Annotated in this window: 17 protein-coding genes, 1 tRNA gene and 1 pseudogene; 10 read left to right on the top strand and 9 right to left on the bottom strand. The window is 71.5% G+C overall.

Annotation, left to right across the window (positions count from 1 at the left end):
- Positions 1-48: 48 nt before the first annotated feature.
- The 6 genes from NBM05_RS06650 to NBM05_RS06675 all read right to left on the bottom strand — a co-directional run bounded on the left by NBM05_RS06650 (position 49) and on the right by NBM05_RS06675 (position 4,408).
- On the bottom strand, positions 49-1,152 hold the full coding sequence (locus tag NBM05_RS06650; RefSeq protein ID WP_254166038.1) for a mandelate racemase/muconate lactonizing enzyme family protein: 1,104 nt from the start codon (positions 1,150-1,152) through the stop codon (positions 49-51).
- Entirely contained in the window at positions 1,149-1,763 is a 615-nt protein-coding gene (locus tag NBM05_RS06655; protein WP_254166039.1) for a TetR/AcrR family transcriptional regulator, read from the bottom strand. Before NBM05_RS06655 ends, NBM05_RS06650 begins: the two co-directional genes overlap by 4 nt.
- A 270-nt stretch (positions 1,764-2,033) precedes the next feature.
- Complete coding sequence (locus NBM05_RS06660; protein ID WP_254166040.1) at positions 2,034-2,357, bottom strand: carboxymuconolactone decarboxylase family protein; 324 nt, start codon at positions 2,355-2,357, stop codon at positions 2,034-2,036.
- Positions 2,358-2,369: 12 nt separating this feature from the next.
- A complete protein-coding gene (locus NBM05_RS06665; protein ID WP_254166041.1) occupies positions 2,370-3,227 on the bottom strand; it encodes an aldo/keto reductase in 858 nt (285 codons plus the stop codon).
- The gene (locus NBM05_RS06670; RefSeq protein WP_254166042.1) at positions 3,224-3,658 is read right to left on the bottom strand and encodes a cupin domain-containing protein; all 435 of its coding nucleotides are present in this window, start codon (positions 3,656-3,658) and stop codon (positions 3,224-3,226) included. Before NBM05_RS06670 ends, NBM05_RS06665 begins: the two co-directional genes overlap by 4 nt.
- A 12-nt stretch (positions 3,659-3,670) precedes the next feature.
- Entirely contained in the window at positions 3,671-4,408 is a 738-nt protein-coding gene (locus tag NBM05_RS06675) for a RibD family protein (RefSeq protein ID WP_254166044.1), read from the bottom strand.
- Positions 4,409-4,605: 197 nt separating this feature from the next.
- Here NBM05_RS06675 and NBM05_RS06680 point away from each other — a divergent pair, with 197 nt between their 5' ends.
- From NBM05_RS06680 to NBM05_RS06695, 5 genes and pseudogenes are all read left to right on the top strand, one after another.
- Positions 4,606-5,457, top strand: a complete 852-nt coding sequence (locus NBM05_RS06680; protein WP_254166045.1) for a helix-turn-helix domain-containing protein — start codon at positions 4,606-4,608, stop codon at positions 5,455-5,457.
- Between the two features lie 377 nt (positions 5,458-5,834).
- Positions 5,835-6,170, top strand: a complete 336-nt coding sequence (locus tag NBM05_RS06685; protein ID WP_254166068.1) for a PadR family transcriptional regulator — start codon at positions 5,835-5,837, stop codon at positions 6,168-6,170.
- Positions 6,167-6,535 carry a DUF1048 domain-containing protein gene (locus NBM05_RS06690; RefSeq protein WP_254166046.1) on the top strand — a complete coding sequence of 123 codons (369 nt, stop codon included), beginning with the start codon at positions 6,167-6,169 and terminating at the stop codon, positions 6,533-6,535. Before NBM05_RS06685 ends, NBM05_RS06690 begins: the two co-directional genes overlap by 4 nt.
- A 12-nt stretch (positions 6,536-6,547) precedes the next feature.
- Positions 6,548-6,691: pseudogene (locus NBM05_RS15400) on the top strand (ATP-binding cassette domain-containing protein); the annotation flags it as partial.
- A 644-nt stretch (positions 6,692-7,335) separates the two neighbouring features.
- Positions 7,336-8,175, top strand: coding sequence for an ATP-grasp domain-containing protein (locus NBM05_RS06695; RefSeq protein ID WP_254166047.1), 840 nt, complete (start codon positions 7,336-7,338; stop codon positions 8,173-8,175).
- Positions 8,176-8,539: 364 nt separating this feature from the next.
- On the opposite strand, the gene NBM05_RS06700 is transcribed toward NBM05_RS06695, so the two are convergent.
- Positions 8,540-8,615, bottom strand: a tRNA-Ala gene (locus NBM05_RS06700).
- 171 nt (positions 8,616-8,786) lie between these two features.
- On the opposite strand from NBM05_RS06700, the gene NBM05_RS06705 reads away from it, so the two are divergent.
- The 4 genes from NBM05_RS06705 (at position 8,787) to NBM05_RS06720 (ending at position 13,163) form a co-directional block, all read left to right on the top strand.
- Positions 8,787-9,230: a hypothetical protein gene (locus NBM05_RS06705; RefSeq protein WP_254166048.1), complete on the top strand. Its 444-nt coding sequence runs from the start codon at positions 8,787-8,789 to the stop codon at positions 9,228-9,230.
- A gap of 226 nt (positions 9,231-9,456) precedes the next feature.
- Positions 9,457-10,128: a ScbR family autoregulator-binding transcription factor gene (locus NBM05_RS06710; RefSeq protein ID WP_254166049.1), complete on the top strand. Its 672-nt coding sequence runs from the start codon at positions 9,457-9,459 to the stop codon at positions 10,126-10,128.
- Positions 10,129-10,313: 185 nt separating this feature from the next.
- Positions 10,314-12,164, top strand: coding sequence for a DNA helicase RecQ (gene recQ, locus NBM05_RS06715; RefSeq protein ID WP_254166050.1), 1,851 nt, complete (start codon positions 10,314-10,316; stop codon positions 12,162-12,164).
- A 495-nt stretch (positions 12,165-12,659) separates the two neighbouring features.
- Positions 12,660-13,163, top strand: a complete 504-nt coding sequence (locus NBM05_RS06720; protein ID WP_254166051.1) for a class I SAM-dependent methyltransferase — start codon at positions 12,660-12,662, stop codon at positions 13,161-13,163.
- A 59-nt stretch (positions 13,164-13,222) separates the two neighbouring features.
- On the opposite strand, the gene NBM05_RS06725 is transcribed toward NBM05_RS06720, so the two are convergent.
- Together NBM05_RS06725 and NBM05_RS06730 are read right to left on the bottom strand one after the other, a co-directional pair.
- Positions 13,223-13,750, bottom strand: coding sequence for an OsmC family protein (locus NBM05_RS06725; RefSeq protein WP_254166052.1), 528 nt, complete (start codon positions 13,748-13,750; stop codon positions 13,223-13,225).
- Between the two features lie 23 nt (positions 13,751-13,773).
- On the bottom strand, positions 13,774-14,475 hold the full coding sequence (locus NBM05_RS06730; RefSeq protein WP_254166054.1) for a M23 family metallopeptidase: 702 nt from the start codon (positions 14,473-14,475) through the stop codon (positions 13,774-13,776).
- Between the two features lie 87 nt (positions 14,476-14,562).
- Between NBM05_RS06730 and NBM05_RS06735 the strand changes: the two genes are divergently transcribed.
- Positions 14,563-15,915, top strand: coding sequence for an NtaA/DmoA family FMN-dependent monooxygenase (locus NBM05_RS06735; RefSeq protein ID WP_254166055.1), 1,353 nt, complete (start codon positions 14,563-14,565; stop codon positions 15,913-15,915).
- The last annotated feature ends 86 nt before the right edge of the window (positions 15,916-16,001 follow it).

The raw sequence follows: 16,001 nt of genomic DNA on the forward strand, positions 1-16,001 counted from the left end.
TCGCTCCTTTGCGTGGGATGAGTGGTCGGGGGTGGCTCGCGGGACGGGTCAGAACTGGGCGACGGGGTCCCCGAAGAGGTCCCGGTCGGGGGTCACGCCGAGGCCCGGCCCGGAGGGCAGCGGGATGTGGCCGTCCACGATCCGGATGCCGGCGGCGTCGTCGTAGTGCCCCTCGATGTACGGCGCGGCGATCCAGGCGCCCTCGTTGAGCTCGGGCCGGACGGTGGCGCCGAGGTGCGCGCAGGCGGCGGCGATGACGTCGCCGCCCCACGCGTCGTCGCTGGTGTGGGGCAGGTGCCGCGCGGCGCAGAGGTCGCGGAAGGCGCGCATGGGTTGGAGCCCGCCGATCCGCGTGATCTTCATACCGAACCCGTCCACCAGGCCGGTGCCCGCGGCGGAGACCGCGGCATTGAGGCTGGTCCCACTCTCGTCCAGGTAGAGGGGGTGCCGCAGCTGCGGACGGATGCGGGCGAGCTCCTCGACGGTATCGCACGGCTGCTCGAGCACCAGGGGGATCTCGGCGCACTCGGCGCTCAGCCGCAGCACGTCCCGGGTGTTCCAGCCGCGGTTGCCGTCCGCGGCCAGGCGCATCCCGGAGCCGCGGATGGCGGCCCAGACCTTGTGCAGGGTCTCGATGTCGGTCTCGACGTCGCGCCCGCCCAGCTTCACCTGGAGGCGCGGATACCCCTCGGCCAGGCGCTCGCGGGCGATCGCGGCCGTCTCGTCGGGGTCGCCGACGCCGGTCGAGTAGTAGGTGGGGACCCGCTCGACCAACCGCCCGCCGAGCAGCTCGGCGACGCCCAGCCCGGTGCTCCTGCCGATGGCGTCATGGGCGGCGATGTCGAGCGCGGCCTTGGCGTAGTGGTGCCCGTTGAGCAGGCCGTCCATCGTGCGGTGGAGCACGAGCGGCCAGATCTCGGTCCCGATGAGGCCGGGCGCCATGGCCGCGAGCGCGGCCCGCGCCCCCTCGGCGTGGGCCTCGGCGTAGGTGGGCCCGACGGGACAGGTCTCGCCCCACCCCTCGGTCCCGTCGTCGGTCACGATGCGCACCAGCGTCGTGTCGAGGGAGTACAGGGTCCCGCTGGACATCACGCGCGGGGCGTCCGTGACGGGGAGGTCGTGGGCGTAGACGTGGATCTCGCGGATCTTCACGCGGCGCCTCCCTCGGGGCGGCCCGCGGCCTCGCCCGCTCCGGGGCGCGCACCGGAGCCGACGCCGATCCCCTCGTCCGCCAGCACCGCGCGGGCCGCCTCGAGAGCGATGCGCGTGGCCCGCTCCCTGCCCCACAGCCGCGCCGTCTGGGTCATCCCCTCGTGGAGCATGAGCAGCGCGTCGGCAAGGTCGCCGTTCTCCCGGCCCGGGCACACCCGATCCAGGCGCCGGGTGAACTCCTCGGCAATCCGGCCCTTGTGGGCCCGCGCCACGGTGGCGATCGCCTCGCTCTCGGGGTACTCGGACAGGGCGGTGAAGAACAGGCAGCCGGTGTTGGCGACCTCCTCGAGCCACTCGCCGAGCCGGACGAGCGGGTGGAGCACGTGCTCGAGGCCCTCCTCGGGGCCGCCGTCCAGCCACGCGGAGTAGGCGCGGTCGCGGTACTCCAGGGCGCCGACGATCATCGCCTCGCGGCTGGGGAAGTACTTGTACAGCGTGCGCAGGGAGACGTCCGCCTCGGCGCGCAGGGCCTCCACGCCCTGCTCCGCGAAGCCCTGCTCCGCCAGACTGCGTTCGATGTTGCGGGCGATCCGCTGCTCGGTGTCGTGCATGGACTCATAGTAGAGCGAGTGCTCTACCCATGTAAAGCGTTCATTCTACCCGCGCGTGACGGCATCAGTGCGCCTCGGAGGAGGACGGCGCTGTGAACGCACAGGGCTCGGCACATCGCATGAGCCGCGGCGAGGGGTAGCGATGCGTGATCAGACGGCACCGTGACTCATCCCATGGTGCGCCCCTACGAGGACCGCGGCAGTGACCTCGGAACCGATGCCGCGTCGCTGCCTTCGCGGCGACGCGGCATCGGCCGGTGGAGGAGGCCGTCAGCCGGCATAGACCTCCTGAGCCATGCTCAGCGCTGCCCAGGCCTTGGGCCAACCCGCGTAGAACGCGGCGTGGGTGAGGACCTCGGCCATCTCCTCGCCCGTGACCCCGTTAGCCTTGGCGCGCTCGATGTGGCCCTGCAGGGCAGGGGTCAGCACGCCGCTGGCCATGATCGCGGTCACGGTGACCACGCTGCGGTCCCGGGCGGAGAGCTGGGCCTCGCGGGACCAGACCTGCCCGAAGAGGACGTCATCGTTGAGCTCGGCGTACTTCGGGGCGAAGTCCCCGAAGGTGTCGCGGCCCGCGGTGACTTTCTCAGCCATTGCCTCTTCTCCTTACTGATCGGAGTAGACGGGGAAGGCGCTGGAGTCACCGTAATCCCGCTCGTCCAGGGTCCGCAGCGTCTCCATGTCCTCGGCCGCGATCTCGAAGTCCACCTGCGCGTTGGAGCGCATGTGCTCCGGGTTCGCGGTCTTCGGCAGCGAGACCGCGCCCAGCTGCAGCGTGTAGCGGATGCACAGCTGCGGGACGGACACCCCGTACTTCCGCGCGATCCCCGCGACGGCCTCGTTGTCCAGGATCTCCCCGTGGGCGATCGGCGAGTACGCCTCCACGAGGATGCCCTGGGACTCGCAGGAGGAGATGAGCTCCGACGGGGTGTTCCCGGCGTGAACGAGGATCTGGTTCACATGCGGCACCACGGTGGCGCCGGCGAGGAGGTTCTCCAGGTCCTTCTGCAGGAAGTTGGAGACCCCGATGGCGCGGACCTTCCCCGCCTCGTGCGCCTCCTCCATCGCCCGCCACGCGGCACGGTTGCCCTCGGCGTAGTCGCCGCCGCGGAAGTCGTCCCAGGGCTGCGGGCTGTGGATGAGCAGCAGGTCGACGTAGTCCAGGCCCAGAGTCCGCAGCGAGTCGTCGATCGCGGTCGCCGCCTCGTCGTAGTCCTTGATCTCCGCGGCCAGCTTGGTGGACACGAACAGCTCCTCGCGGGCGACGCCCGAGCTGCGCACTCCCTCGCCGACCCCGCGCTCGTTGCCGTAGGCCTGGGCGGTGTCGATGTTGCGGTAGCCGATCCCCACGGCGTCGCGGACCGCCTGGGCGGCGTCGGCGTCGTCGATGAACCAGGTGCCCAGCCCGAGCTTCGGGATCTCGACGCCGTTGCTCAAGGTGTAGGTCTCGTGCAGGATGCTCATGCTGCTCCTCCGCTCTGCGGGAGCCGGCCGTACACCTCGTCGGTGACCGGCTCCAGCCATTCGTTGCTGACGTCCTCGCCCGGGGTGACGAAGGCGAGGTGGGAGAACCACGCGTCCGCCTTGGCCCCGTGCCAGTGCTTGGTGCCGGCCGGGACGCGGACCACCGACCCCGGCTCGAGGCTCACCGGATCCTCGCCCTCGGCCTGGTACCAGCCGGAGCCGGCGGTGCACAGCAGGATCTGGTCCCCGCCGCCGTCCTGACCGTGGTGGATGTGCCAGTTGTTCCGGCAGCCCGGCTCGAAGGAGACGTTGCTGACGGGCACGCTGCCGCCGGTGAGCGGGGCGAGGTAGCTCTGGCCGGTGAAGTACTGGGCGAAGGCGTCGTTGGGCTCCCCGGTCGGGAAGGGCTGGTCGAATCCGGTGTCGTTCATGATGTGTCTCCTTCAGTCGTTCTCGGTGGTGCCGTGGGTGACGGTGTAGCGCAGCCACACCGCGCCGCCGTCCTGGGCCTCGGCGGCCTGCAGCTCGAAGCTTTTCGGGGAATCCGGAGTGCGGTCGCCGGCCTCGAACAGGGACGGGCTGTCCGAGGCGCCGTCCGCCGCCGGGGCGATCACGACGCTGATCTCGTCGCAGTACCCGGCCTGGACGAAGGACCAGTTCAGGACTCCCCCGCCGCCGAGCATGAGCGTCTCGATCCCGAAGGTCTCCTTCAGCTTGCCCAGCAGCAGCTCGTAGTCCAGCTCGTCCTCGCCGGCGACGACGTAGGAGATGCCCAGCCGCCGCAGGAACGCACGGTACGCGTTGGAGGCCTTCCCGGTGAGCACCTCGAGCACGTGCGCCGTGGTGGTCTGGTAGGTCAGCTCCGGGCTCTCCCAGCCGAGCTTCCCGGACGGGTCCACCGAGACGTAGTACTTCTCGGCGTCGGTCGGCGCGACGAAGTCCCCCTCGGGCACCGGCGCCGCGTCCTCGTCGAGGTCCGGCTGCCGGTGGTGGGTGAAGTTGTCGTCCGTGGTCACCCGGCCGGAGAGCCAGCCCTGGTGGCGGTAGTGCGGGTCCTCGCCGAAGGCCAGGTCGTAGAAGACGCCTCCGGCGGTCTTGCTCTGTTCGGTCTGCATGTACTTCCCGACGATCTTGCCGTCGACGGAGGTCAGCATGTGGCAGAACACGTAGGGCCTGTCCATGTCACCGTCCTTTCCGTGGTGCGTTGCGGGCTCCCCGGCGGGACCGGGTCGGGACTCGTCCGCCCCGCGGTCTCCGCCGGCGCCCTGCCGGTCGAGTCCATTCTGATCCCGTGCGGCACGGCCGTGCAGAGGAAGAAATGATCCTGGGAGGGATCTATCCCCCTCTCAGTCACGGATGATGGTGCGAGACTGGGAGGATGAGCGCCGACAAGAACATGAACGAGCTCGGGACGTTCCTGCGCACCCGTCGCGGGGAGCTCACGCCGCGGCAGGCAGGGCTTCCGGAGGGCGCCGGGCCGCGCCGCGTCGCCGGGCTGCGGAGGGAGGAGGTCGCTCAGCTGACCTCGATCAGCACCGACTACTACACCCGCCTCGAGCAGGGGCGGATCCGCGCCTCCGCGGCGGTGCTGACCACCCTGGCCGAGGTCCTCCAGCTCGACGAGGACCAGCGCACCTACCTCTTCAGCCTGGCGGGGAAGACCTCGACGCGGGCGCCGCGCCGGTCCCGGCAGACCGTCCAGCCCCAGCTGCGCCGGCTCCTGGACGACCTGGGCACGACGCCGGCGATCGTCATGGGCCGGCGCATGGACATCCTGGGATGGAACGACCTGGCCGCGGCGATGATGCTGGACTTCGGCCGCATCCCCGCCGAGCGGCGCAACTACCTGCGCCTGCTCTTCACCCACCCCGCGATGCGCACGCTCTACGCCGACTGGGACACGGTGGCCCGGACCGCGGTTGCCCAGCTGCGGATGGAGGCGGCGAAGTACCCGGACGACCCGCGCCTGGCCGGCCTGGTCGGCGAGCTCTCCGTCCAGGATGCGCAGTTCAGCGGCTGGTGGGCGGGCCGCGCCGTGGCCACGCTCTCGACCGGCCGCAAGACCCTGAACCACCCGGCCGTCGGCGAGCTGGTCCTGGACTGGGACACCCTGGTCGAGGCGCACGACGCCGAGCAGCAGCTGGTCGTGTGGACGGCGGAGCCCGGGAGCCCCACGCACGAAGCGCTGCGGGTCCTGGCGTCCGGGGTGGCGGGGCGCTCGAGGGCATGAAAAACCCTGCTCCGCCATCCGGCGGAACAGGGTTTTCCTGGGGGGGGGTGTTCTCCTCCCGTGCGGACACGTTGCCGGAGCTGCACCACCGGATGCCATCCCCCGATGCGCCGGATGAGCGGGTACCCCCCGTCCAGCACACCAAGTAGCCGCCTGGATTCCGTGGCGGGAGCCGGCAACTCGCTCACGAGATCGTCTGCGACGACCGGCCCGATGCTTAGGTGCACGCTTTCTTCTTGCTATACCGCTCGGCGTCTCTCGCCGTGAAAGGTGGGGATGCCACCCTGAGGCTATTGGTACTTGGTATTGATCAGTAGTGCTACTCGGCGTTACTATGTACTGGTAGTAAGCATCACCAAGTAGTGAGAGGGCGAGCCATGGGCAAGCAGAAGACCGAGATGCTCAAGGGCGTGCTGGAGGGCATCGTCCTGGCGATCCTGGCCGCCCGGCCCGCCTACGGTTACGACATCACCACGAGGCTGCGCGAGCAGGGATTCGAGGACATCGCCGAGGGCACCGTCTACGCGCTGCTGGTGCGTATCGAGCGGCGCGGTCTGGTCGACGTTGAAAGGACTCCTTCAGAGAAGGGTCCGCCCCGCAAGGTCTACTCCCTCAACACACAGGGTCGCGATTACCTCGACGAGTTCTGGAGGACGTGGAGCTTCCTCTCGGAGCGTCTGCAACTGCTCCACGAAGGAGACGAGCACTCATGAGCCTCATCGAGAAGGCCATTGGCGATTTCGGCAACAAACGCCGTTGGAGGCAGTACAAGACACGCATCAAAGCGCTGCCGCTCCCCTACCGCACAGCGGCGCAGGCCCTGGAGCGCTACCTCCTCTACTTCGGCGCCACGGAGGGTGACATCTGGCTGACCGCCTACGAGGACTTGGCGGAACTCTTCGAACGGGCGTCCGCGGAGGGGATGCCCATTCGTGAGGTCGTCGGAAGCGACCCGGTGGACTTCGCGGAAGCCTTTGCCGCCAACTACGGCGGTGCGGGTTGGATCAACAAGGAGAAGCGACGCCTAGCCGAGACCCTCGACCACGCCGAGGATCTCCAAAGCGGCGCTGGGTCATGACACACGCCCGCGATCGCGGCTCCGCGATTCTGGTGCGGGGACTGGAGAAAAAAGTCCTACCGGAGCCTCCGGGTCTCGCAGAGGGTCGATGTCGAGGTGGCGGCGGGCAGCATCTTCGCCTTGCTCGGCTCGAACGGCGCAGGGAAGACCACGCTCCCTCCGCGGGGAGACCCGTCGGGTCTCGCGACGCAGCCGGGAACGCGGGTCTGATTCGCCCATCGGCCTGTAGCTCTCGCCAGTGCCTCTAGGCTGAGCCGATGAGGATCGCGATAGCAGGCTGAACCGGTCAGGCGGGGGCCCAGGAAGTTCTCGCGGCACGCGAGCGCGGGCACGGGCACGGGCACGGGCACGGGCACGGGCACGGGGTGATCGTGCTGGCGCGCTCGGCAGGGGTCGATCTCGTCTCCGGTGCAGGTGCCGACGGCGTGCTGGAGGGTGTGGACGCCGTCGTCGACACCTCCGGCGAGGGTCGGGGGACGATCAGATGTCCTTCCACGAGGCCGCTGTACACACGCTCGCTTGCGCGAGGCCGCCGCTTCCCATCCCGCGGATGCGCACCCAGCCGGGCGCCGCGCGGCAGGACGGCGCCCGCCTCCTCGGCTTCTCCAAGGTCGGGCCGGTGGGCCGGGTGGAGGACTTCGGCGGCCCGCGGACGGTGAACAGCCGGAGGCCATCCTCCAGAAACCGCCGTATCGCCGCCTCGTCGTATCGATGGAGCGCGAACGCCCGAGTGAACGGTCCCGCCCCTCGCCGCCGGATGCCTCCGCTGGGCGCCAGAGGCCGTTGATACGCTGAGGCCCATGCTTGAACGACGGACCAGGGTGCTCTACGTCACCGACCTGACCTACAGCGCTCGCGGGCGGCGCTACTGTGACGAGGACATCTTCCTCTCGTCCCGGCTGCGGGACGGCTTCGACGTCGCCCTGTGCCACCCACGGGACGCTGTGGCGCTGATGGATGATTTCGACGTCATACTGGTCCGAAACAGCGGCCCGGTCATCCATTATTCCGAGGACTACGCCGCGTTCGTGCGGCATGCCAGAGCGACCGGGGCCAAGGTATTCACCGAGCTGGGCGGCAAGGCCGACATGGCGGGAAAGCAGTACCTCCTGGATCTCTTCGACCAGGGGTATCCGGTCACTCCGACGGTGGACTCGCTGAGCGATCTGGATCGGCTGCCCCTGGTCGAGGAGTACGTGGTGAAGCCCAAGCTGGGCGCGGACTCCGTGGGCTTGCGCTTCCTCGAGCGCGATGAGCTCACCCCGTTCGAAGCGGGCGAGCTGCTTCTCCAGCCGCGCATCGACTTCCTCTACGAGGTCTCGTTCTACTTCATCGATCACGACTTCCACTACGCCTTGAACGCACCGGATCCGGCCCGCCGCTGGGAGCTTCAGCCGTATCAGGCCAGCGCGGAGGACCTCGCCTTCGCGCAAGCGTTCATCGAGTGGAACAGCATCGATCACGGCATCCAGAGGGTGGACGCCTGCCGCACCCGCGAAGGCGACCTGCTGTTGGTGGAGCTCGAAGATCTCAACCCGTACCTGTCGTTGGACCGGCTCGACCCCGATCTGGCCGAGGCCTTCGCGCAAGGCCTCGCGACGTCGGTGCAGGCGCTGGCGGATGAGCCATCAGGAAGGTGACGCTGCCGAGGCCGGCGGCGCCGGAGATCCGCTGGGACGCTTCAGGGGCCTCCGCATGATCGTCGGCCTGAGGACGCCGCCGCGCAGTCTCGAGGCCGGGGATCAGGCCGTGAGGACGAACACTCCGAATCCGCAGGTGGTCACGGCCAGCGGGTTGGTCCACGCATAGCCCGAGGAGATCTTCGAGGCGATCGCGGACCCCTCCAGGCACCTCGAGTGTGGCGGCAACGAGAACCTCGGCCACGCCGTCGACGACCAGCGCGTTATGAACGCAGGAAAAAGCCCGCCGTTGCCGGCGGGCTCTCCCTGGACGAGGTGTCCGATGATGTTCTCGCTCTTGTCGACAATTCGACGAAGAACTCTTTGGTGGAGCTGAGGGGACTCGAACCCCTGACCCCCTGCATGCCATGCAGGTGCGCTACCAGCTGCGCCACAGCCCCAACTCGTAAGACTCTAGCAGAGGTCTCGCCCGATGCCCAATTCGACGCCGGGCTCCTTGTCTCGGCGTCGCGTCGGGCGGACAGTGTTGTCTAGGGGTCACGCGCGGCGTCCGGACGCGTCCGGCGTCGTGCGCGGTGCATCCCGCCCTCCACAACCGATCGGAGCCTCCCGTGACCACTCCCCTGCAGCTCGACGTCGACCACTCCCACCTCTTCCCGGGCGCCCGCCTCCGCTGCGCCCCGGGCGGGCCGGACGCCCCCGGCCGGGCCGTCGCGGTCGAGGTGGGCTTCCGGGACGGATCCGGGGCCGAGGCCTCCCTCGAGGTCCTGCAGGCCGCCACGGGTCGCTACCTCCTCGAGGTGGGTCCCTACGAGTCCGCTGCCGGCACGGCGATGCCCGCCAAGGGGTGGATCACCGTTCTGGCCCGCGACGAGGACGGCCTCGCCGCAGACCGGGGCGACGTCGCCGGCGGTGGTGACGACCTCACCGGCGGCGGTGACGACCTCGCCGGCGGCGGGGGCGACGTCGAGGAGGTCGGTGACGAGGGCGCCCACGGTAAGGACGCCGTCGAGCGCGGCGGGTGGTCGCTGCTGGTGAAGGCGAAGGCCGACTGAGCGCCGTGCCAACACGGATCGCCCAGGCGGACGCCCCAAAGACCCCCGCGCACCGCCCACGACGGCGTCGTCCCCGGTCGGCGTCATGTACGGACTCACGCGCCCGCCACGGCCCGTCGGCGAGGTCACCCGGAGGAGCCCATACTCTACAATGACTGGCAGACCGGGGGCCGGATGCGCACGGCCTGTACCGTCCGCGCGATGCCCCGTCAGAGACGTTATTTCAGTGGAACAGGTGTACATGACGCGCAGACATCGCCAACCGGCTCAGGAGCGAGGCCAGAAGACCCAGGACGCCATCCTGGCGGGAGCCGCCGCGGCGTTCCAGGAGTCGGGCTTCGCCGGTGCCTCGCTGTCGAAGATCTCCGCCCTCTCGGGCATCTCGCAGGGTTCGATGTACTTCCACTTCAAGTCCAAGGAGCAGATCGCGCTGGCGGTCATGCACGAGCAGCACGTGCGCACCTACGAGAAGATCGAGAGCGCCCGCGGCGAGACCTCGGACCCGTTCGAGCAGATGATCCGCACCTCCCGGGCCCTGTGCGACCTGCTCATCAACGACGCGATCGTGCGCGCCGGCATGGAGCTCACCCTGGAGAACGGCGCCCTGCGCGAGGAGTCGTACGCCTTCTACGACCGCTGGTTCGCCCGCCTCGAGGTGATCCTCGAGCGCGCCCGGCAGGAGGGCACGGTCGACTCCCCCCTGAGCGACACCCAGCTGAGCCGTACCATGGTCGGCTACTTCACCGGCAGCGACCTGGTCTGCCGCAACTCCCAGGAGGAGCCGGAGTTCCTCGCGGCCATCGAGGTCATGTGGGTGGTCCTCATCAGCGCGATCGTCGCGCAGGACCAGCGGGAGACGTACCTCGGCATCTGCCGGGAGCTGTTCCGCGCCTCCTGAGCGGCCGACACCGTCCACGCGCCGGGCGGCCGACACCGTCCGTGCGCCGGGCGGCCGACGCCGTCCACGGCCCGAGTGGCCGACGTCCCCGCACCCCCCGGATCGCCGACGTCGTCCGCGCGCCCGCGCCCGGGTTGTCCACAAGCGGGCCGCGAAGGGTCCCGAGACCGGATAGCCTGGTACGCATGACCACCGCCTCGATCGACACCGCCCGCTCCGTGCTCTCCGACGTCTTCGGCTACGACTCCTTCCGGGGCGAGCAGGAGGCTGTCGTCGAGCACGTGATCGCCGGCGGGGACGCCGTCGTGCTCATGCCCACCGGCGGGGGCAAGTCCCTGTGCTACCAGATCCCCAGCATCGTGCGGGAGGGCACCGGCGTCGTCGTCTCGCCGCTCATCGCCCTCATGGCGGACCAGGTCGCCGCGCTGGAGAACCTCGGCGTGCGGGCGGCCTACCTGAACTCGACGCTGGACCTGGAGCGGGTCCGCGAGGTCGAGCGGCAGTACCTCGCCGGGGAGCTGGACGTCCTCTACATGGCGCCGGAGCGCCTCGTCCTCCCGCGCACCCAGGACTTCCTCGCGCGCGGGCGGATCGCCCTGTTCGCGATCGACGAGGCGCACTGCGTCTCCCAGTGGGGCCACGACTTCCGCTCGGACTACCTGGGTCTGCACGTCCTGGCCGAGCGCTTCCCGGACACGCCGCGGGTCGCGCTGACGGCCACCGCCACCCGCGCCACCCACGCCGAGCTCACCGAACGGCTCTCGCTGCAGGACGCCCGGCACTTCGTGGCGAGCTTCGACCGGTCCAACATCGAGTACCGGATCGTGCCCAAGGACGGCCCGCGCGCGCAGCTGCTGGAGTTCATCACCACCGAGCACCCCGGGGACACCGGCATCGTCTACTGCCTCTCCCGCCGCAGCGTGGACCAGCTGGCCGAGGCGCTCCGGGCCAAGGGGATCGACGCCGTGCCGTACCACGCGGGCCTGCCGCAGGAGGTCCGCGCGGCCAACCAGGGGCGGTTCCTGCGGGAGGACGGCGTCGTGGTCGTGGCGACGATCGCCTTCGGCATGGGGATCGACAAGCCGGACGTGCGCTTCGTGGCCCACGTGGACCTGCCCCGCAGCGTCGAGGGCTACTACCAGGAGACCGGGCGCGCGGGGCGGGACGGGCTGCCCTCGACCGCGTGGATGGCCTACGGGCTGGGCGACGTCGTGTCCCAGCGGCGCCTCATCGAGTCTGGGGAGGGCGACGAGGCGTTCAAGCGCCGCTCGATGTCCCACCTGGACGCGATGCTCGCCCTGTGCGAGACGGTGGACTGCCGCCGGGTGCAGCTGCTGCGGTACTTCGACGAGGAGTCGGGGCCTTGCGGCAACTGCGACACGTGCAAGACCCCGCCGCAGACCTGGGACGCCACCGTGGACGTGCAGAAGCTGCTCTCCGCCATCATCCGGTTAGACCGCGAGCGGGACCAGCGGTTCGGCTCGGGACAGATCGTGGACGTGCTGCGCGGCAAGGCCAACGACCGGTCCACGAGCTCCCGGCACGAGGAGCTCAGCGTGTGGGGCGTCGGCGCCGAGCGCACCGAGGCGCAGTGGCGCGCGGTGATCCGTCAGGTGCTCGCGCGCGGGCTGCTGCAGTCGCACGGTGACTACGGCGTGCTCGTCCTGGGCGAGGGGGCCGGTCCTGTGCTGCGCGGGGAGGAGACCGTGTTCCTGCGCGAGGACCCGGTCTCGAAGCGGGGATCCCGCTCGCGGCGCGCCGGAGGCTCGGGGCGCGCGGCCGCGGCCCCGCCGGTGGACCTGGACCCCGCCGACGCCGCGCTCTTCGAGGAGCTGCGGACCTGGCGCGCGGAGCAGGCCAAGGAGCAGGGCGTGCCGGCCTACGTGGTCTTCAACGACGCGACCCTCTACGGCATCGTCGAGGCTAAGCCCACCACGCTCGGGGAGCTCGGCGACATCAGCGGCGTGGGGCTCAAGAAGCTGGAGCGCTACGGCGAGGCCGTGCTGGGGATCGCCGCGGCGGGACCACGGGAATGACCGGGCGGGGACGCGGAGCCGTGACTGAGGCTGGGCCCGGGGCCGAGTCCGGGTCCGGGCCCGGGGCGAAACCGGGGTCCAAGGCTGGGGTCGGTCCGCGATCGCCGGGCGAGGGTGCCATCGGCTCGCGGGGTCGAGGGGGCGGGCCCGGCCCGGATCCTCGGCGGATCCCGGCGCGAGCTGCATGAGCCCGCCGACGCCGCCGCCCGACCCCCTGACCGAGGCGCTCCGGGCCGCGGGGTGTGTGTTCGCCGAGGAGGAGGCGGTGCTGCTGCGCGCGGCGGCGTCCGACGCCGGGCGGCTGGAGGCGCTGACCGCTCGCCGGATCGCCGGGGAGCCGCTCGAGCACGTGCTCGGCGTCGTCGAGTTCATGGGGATGCGGCTGGGCATCGGCCCGGGGGCCTTCGTCCCGCGGCAGCGCACCCGCCTCCTGGCCCGGTGGGCGGTGGAGGCCGTCCGGGCGCGGCGGCCGCACGTCAGGAGGGCCCGCCGCCGGTGTTCGTCGAGGCCTTCGCCGGCGTCGCGCCCGTCGCCGCGGCCGTGCAGCGCGCCGCACCCGGCGCCGAGGTGCACGCGACCGACCTCGACGACGTCGTGCTCGAGCGCCACGCCCGCTCCAACCTCTCGCCCGCAGCGGGGGTCCACGCCGGATCGGTGCTCGAGGGACTGCCCGCGGCGCTGGGGAGCCGCGTGGACGTCATCGCTGCGGTGCCCCCGTACATCCCCGTCGGCGCCTCGGAGCTGCTGCCCCGGGAGGCCCGCGACCACGAGCCGGGCGCCGCGCTCTACGGCGGTTCCGACGGGCTGGACCTCGTCCGCGCCGTGCTCGCGCAGGCCCCGGGCTGGCTGCGGCCGGGCGGCCGGCTGCTCCTGGAGATGAACCGCGGCCAGTGTAGCGCCGCGACGGAGTCGGCCGGGCGGCTCGGCTACGCGTCCTTCATGCGCCTCGGCGACGACGGCCAGACCGCGGTGCTGGACCTGCGGTCGGCCGCGCCCTGACACGGAGCCGCTCAAGACGCGCGGACCTCAAGACGCGGGGCCCTCAGGACGCGGGGACCTCAGGACGTGGCGGGCCCGCCCCACGGCTCGACGCGGACCGACGCCTCTCCGCCCGCGAGCAGCTTCGAGACGGGGCAGCGCGCGTGGGCGGCCGCCGCGAGCCGCCGCGCCTCCTCGGGCTCGGCGCCCTCGACGGCCAGGTACGCGGTGGGCACGAACCGGTACCCGCCCCGCGGGTCGGCGTGCAGCTCGACCTCCACCCGGACCCGGCTGCGGTGCGCGAGCCCCTCGGCGTCGAGCACGACCTTCAGCGTCTCGCCCAGGCAGGTGCTCCACGCCATCGCGAGGAACTGCTCCGGGTCGTACCCCGCGCCGGCCTCGCCCGGGCCCGCGGTGGGCAGCGTGGCCCCGTCCTGGACCTCGACCGATCCCGCGGTCCCGCCGGAGTTGGCCACGCGGGCGGTGTAGAGGGGCCGGTCCGCACCGGGAGCGGCGCGGACGGCGCGCCCGGCAGGAACGGCGCGGCCTGCCGGACCGGTCAGCACGTCGTCCTCTCGTTCGGGGACGGCGTCAGGATGTGGTGACATGCGGTCATCCTAGCCCGGCGGCCTCATCCCGCGACCACCGGCCCCACGATCACGCCCTCCCCCGGAACCTCCCGCCGCAGGGAGCGGGACGCCCCGCCCCTCTCCCGGGACGCGAACTCCTCGAACACGAACGGCACGCCCCGCATGCTCCCGAAGTCCCCCGAGTCCATGGCCTGCAGGTGCAGGTGCGGCTGGGTCGAGTTCCCCGAGTTACCGCATTCCGCGACCCTGCTTCCCCGTTCCACGCGGTCTCCCGGCTCGACCGTCAGCGACCCCCACCTGAGGTGGGCCAGCGCCACGAACGCTCCGCTCGCGTCGTCGCGCAGGATCAGGTGGTTCCCTGCCACGGCGAGGGGCCCGCGCCGCACCCTGGACGTCTGGCCCAGCGCGTAGTGCAGCAGGGCCGGCTGCGAGCGCCGAGCCGCATGGTCCGGTTCCCCCTCGTGGGCGCTCACGACGACGCCATCCACCGGGGCCAGCAGATCCCGCCCGTAGGCGTAGAACAGCTCGGGCGGCTCCGTGGCGAGGACGGCCCGCCAGCCGCGGCCCGGGGCGGTGCGCGCGGCGTCGTCGACGGCGACCAGGTCGATCGCGTAGCGTTGGCCGAAGAGGTCGACGCCGTGGCTGGGCACCCGCCGCGCGGGGCTGTTCTCCACGCGCCAGGACCCCTCCACGGGGAGGGCGAGGACGACGGGCGCTCCGTCGTAGGGTGCGGGGGCCGGCATGGCCCCAGTGTAGGCCCGCCGTCCCCGCCCGGCGAGGGCCCTTCGGTCCGCCGACCGCGCCCCTCCCCCGGGTGCTACTCTGTTCCGGTGATCCTCCTGGCTCTGGACATGATGACGCCCACCCACCAATCCTTCGGCCTGTGGAGGCATCCCGAGGCCGACGTCGAGCAGTACCGCGACCTCGACTTCTGGGCCGCCCACGCGCGGATGCTGGAGGAGGCCGGGTTCGACGCCCTCTTCTTCGCCGACGTCGCCGGCGTGTACGACGTCTACGGCGGCGACGGTCGCACCGCCATCGCCGCGGGCATGCAGTACCCGACGCTGGACCCCCTCCTGGTGGTGAGCGCGCTGGCCCGCGAGACGACGACGCTGGGGATCGCCGTGACCGCCTCCGTCAGCTACGAGTCCCCGTACCTGCTGGCCCGCAAGTTCGCGACGCTGGACCACCTCACGCGCGGCCGGATCGGCTGGAACATCGTCAACAGCTACCAGCGCTCGGCCATGCGGAACGTCGCCGGCACCGACCTGCTCCCGCACGACGAGCGCTACGACCGCGCCGACGAGTTCATGGACGTCGTCTACGACCTCTGGGAGTCGAGCGCGCCCGAGGAGGCCCTGCTGCGGGACGCGGCCTCGAACGCCTACCTCGACGCCGACCGTATCCGCCCCGTCGACCACGAGGGCCGGTACTTCCGGGTCCCGGGCCCCGCGACGACGCTGGCCGGCCCGCAGCGCACCCCCTTCCTGTTCCAGGCCGGCTCCTCCCCGCGCGGCGTCGACTTCGCCCTGCGGCACGCCGAGGCGATCTTCGTCTCCGGCACCTCGCGGGAGAACGTGGCCCGGCTCGTGCGGTCCATCGAGGCGCGGGCCGCGGAGCTCGGCCGGGACCGGGCGAGCTTCCGTATCGTCTGCTCGATCACCGTGATCGCCGCCGCGACCGACGCCGAGGCCCGGGAGCGGCACGCGAGCTACCTCGAGCTGATCGACCGCGAGGCGGCCCTCGCGCTCTTCGCCGGCTGGACCGGCATCGACCTCTCCGCCTACGCCCCCGACGACGCGCTGGAGGAGGTCCACATCGAGGGCAACCGCTCCGCGCTGCAGTCCTTCACCTCGATGGACCCCACGCGCACCTGGACCGTCGCGGACCTCGCCGAGTTCATGGCCATCGGCGCGCGGGGTGCGGTCCTGGTCGGCTCCGGCGAGACCGTGGCCCGGGAGATGCAGGACTGGCTGGCCGAGACGGGCCTGGACGGGTTCATCGTCGACTACGGCATCCGCGACGTCGACCTGCGCGCCTTCGCCCGCCACGTCTCCCCCGTGCTGCGGGAGCGCGGGCTGATCCGGCCCGCGGAGGCGGCCGAGCCGACGACGCTGCGCCGCCGGCTCGTGGGCGCCGACCACCTGCGCCCGGACCACGCGGGCAGGCGCCCCGCCAGCTGACCGGTAAGCCTTCCTCGGCTGACCGGGAGGCCCCCTCGGCTGGCTGGGAGGCACCGCCCCCGGCTGACCGGGGCTCGCCGCCCCCT

The sequence above is a fragment of the Rothia santali genome, from assembly GCF_024199905.1.
GTDB lineage: Bacteria > Actinomycetota > Actinomycetes > Actinomycetales > Micrococcaceae > Rothia > Rothia santali.

Coding starts and splice junctions, on each gene's coding strand:
- NBM05_RS06655 (WP_254166039.1), bottom strand. CDS start 1,763: ATGCACGACACCGAGCAGCGGATCGCCCGCAACATCGAACGCAGTCTG.
- NBM05_RS06660 (WP_254166040.1), bottom strand. CDS start 2,357: ATGGCTGAGAAAGTCACCGCGGGCCGCGACACCTTCGGGGACTTCGCC.
- NBM05_RS06665 (WP_254166041.1), bottom strand. CDS start 3,227: ATGAGCATCCTGCACGAGACCTACACCTTGAGCAACGGCGTCGAGATC.
- NBM05_RS06670 (WP_254166042.1), bottom strand. CDS start 3,658: ATGAACGACACCGGATTCGACCAGCCCTTCCCGACCGGGGAGCCCAAC.
- NBM05_RS06675 (WP_254166044.1), bottom strand. CDS start 4,408: ATGGACAGGCCCTACGTGTTCTGCCACATGCTGACCTCCGTCGACGGC.
- NBM05_RS06680 (WP_254166045.1), top strand. CDS start 4,606: ATGAGCGCCGACAAGAACATGAACGAGCTCGGGACGTTCCTGCGCACC.
- NBM05_RS06685 (WP_254166068.1), top strand. CDS start 5,835: ATGGGCAAGCAGAAGACCGAGATGCTCAAGGGCGTGCTGGAGGGCATC.
- NBM05_RS06690 (WP_254166046.1), top strand. CDS start 6,167: ATGAGCCTCATCGAGAAGGCCATTGGCGATTTCGGCAACAAACGCCGT.
- NBM05_RS06695 (WP_254166047.1), top strand. CDS start 7,336: ATGCTTGAACGACGGACCAGGGTGCTCTACGTCACCGACCTGACCTAC.
- recQ (WP_254166050.1), top strand. CDS start 10,314: ATGACCACCGCCTCGATCGACACCGCCCGCTCCGTGCTCTCCGACGTC.
- NBM05_RS06725 (WP_254166052.1), bottom strand. CDS start 13,750: ATGTCACCACATCCTGACGCCGTCCCCGAACGAGAGGACGACGTGCTG.
- NBM05_RS06730 (WP_254166054.1), bottom strand. CDS start 14,475: ATGCCGGCCCCCGCACCCTACGACGGAGCGCCCGTCGTCCTCGCCCTC.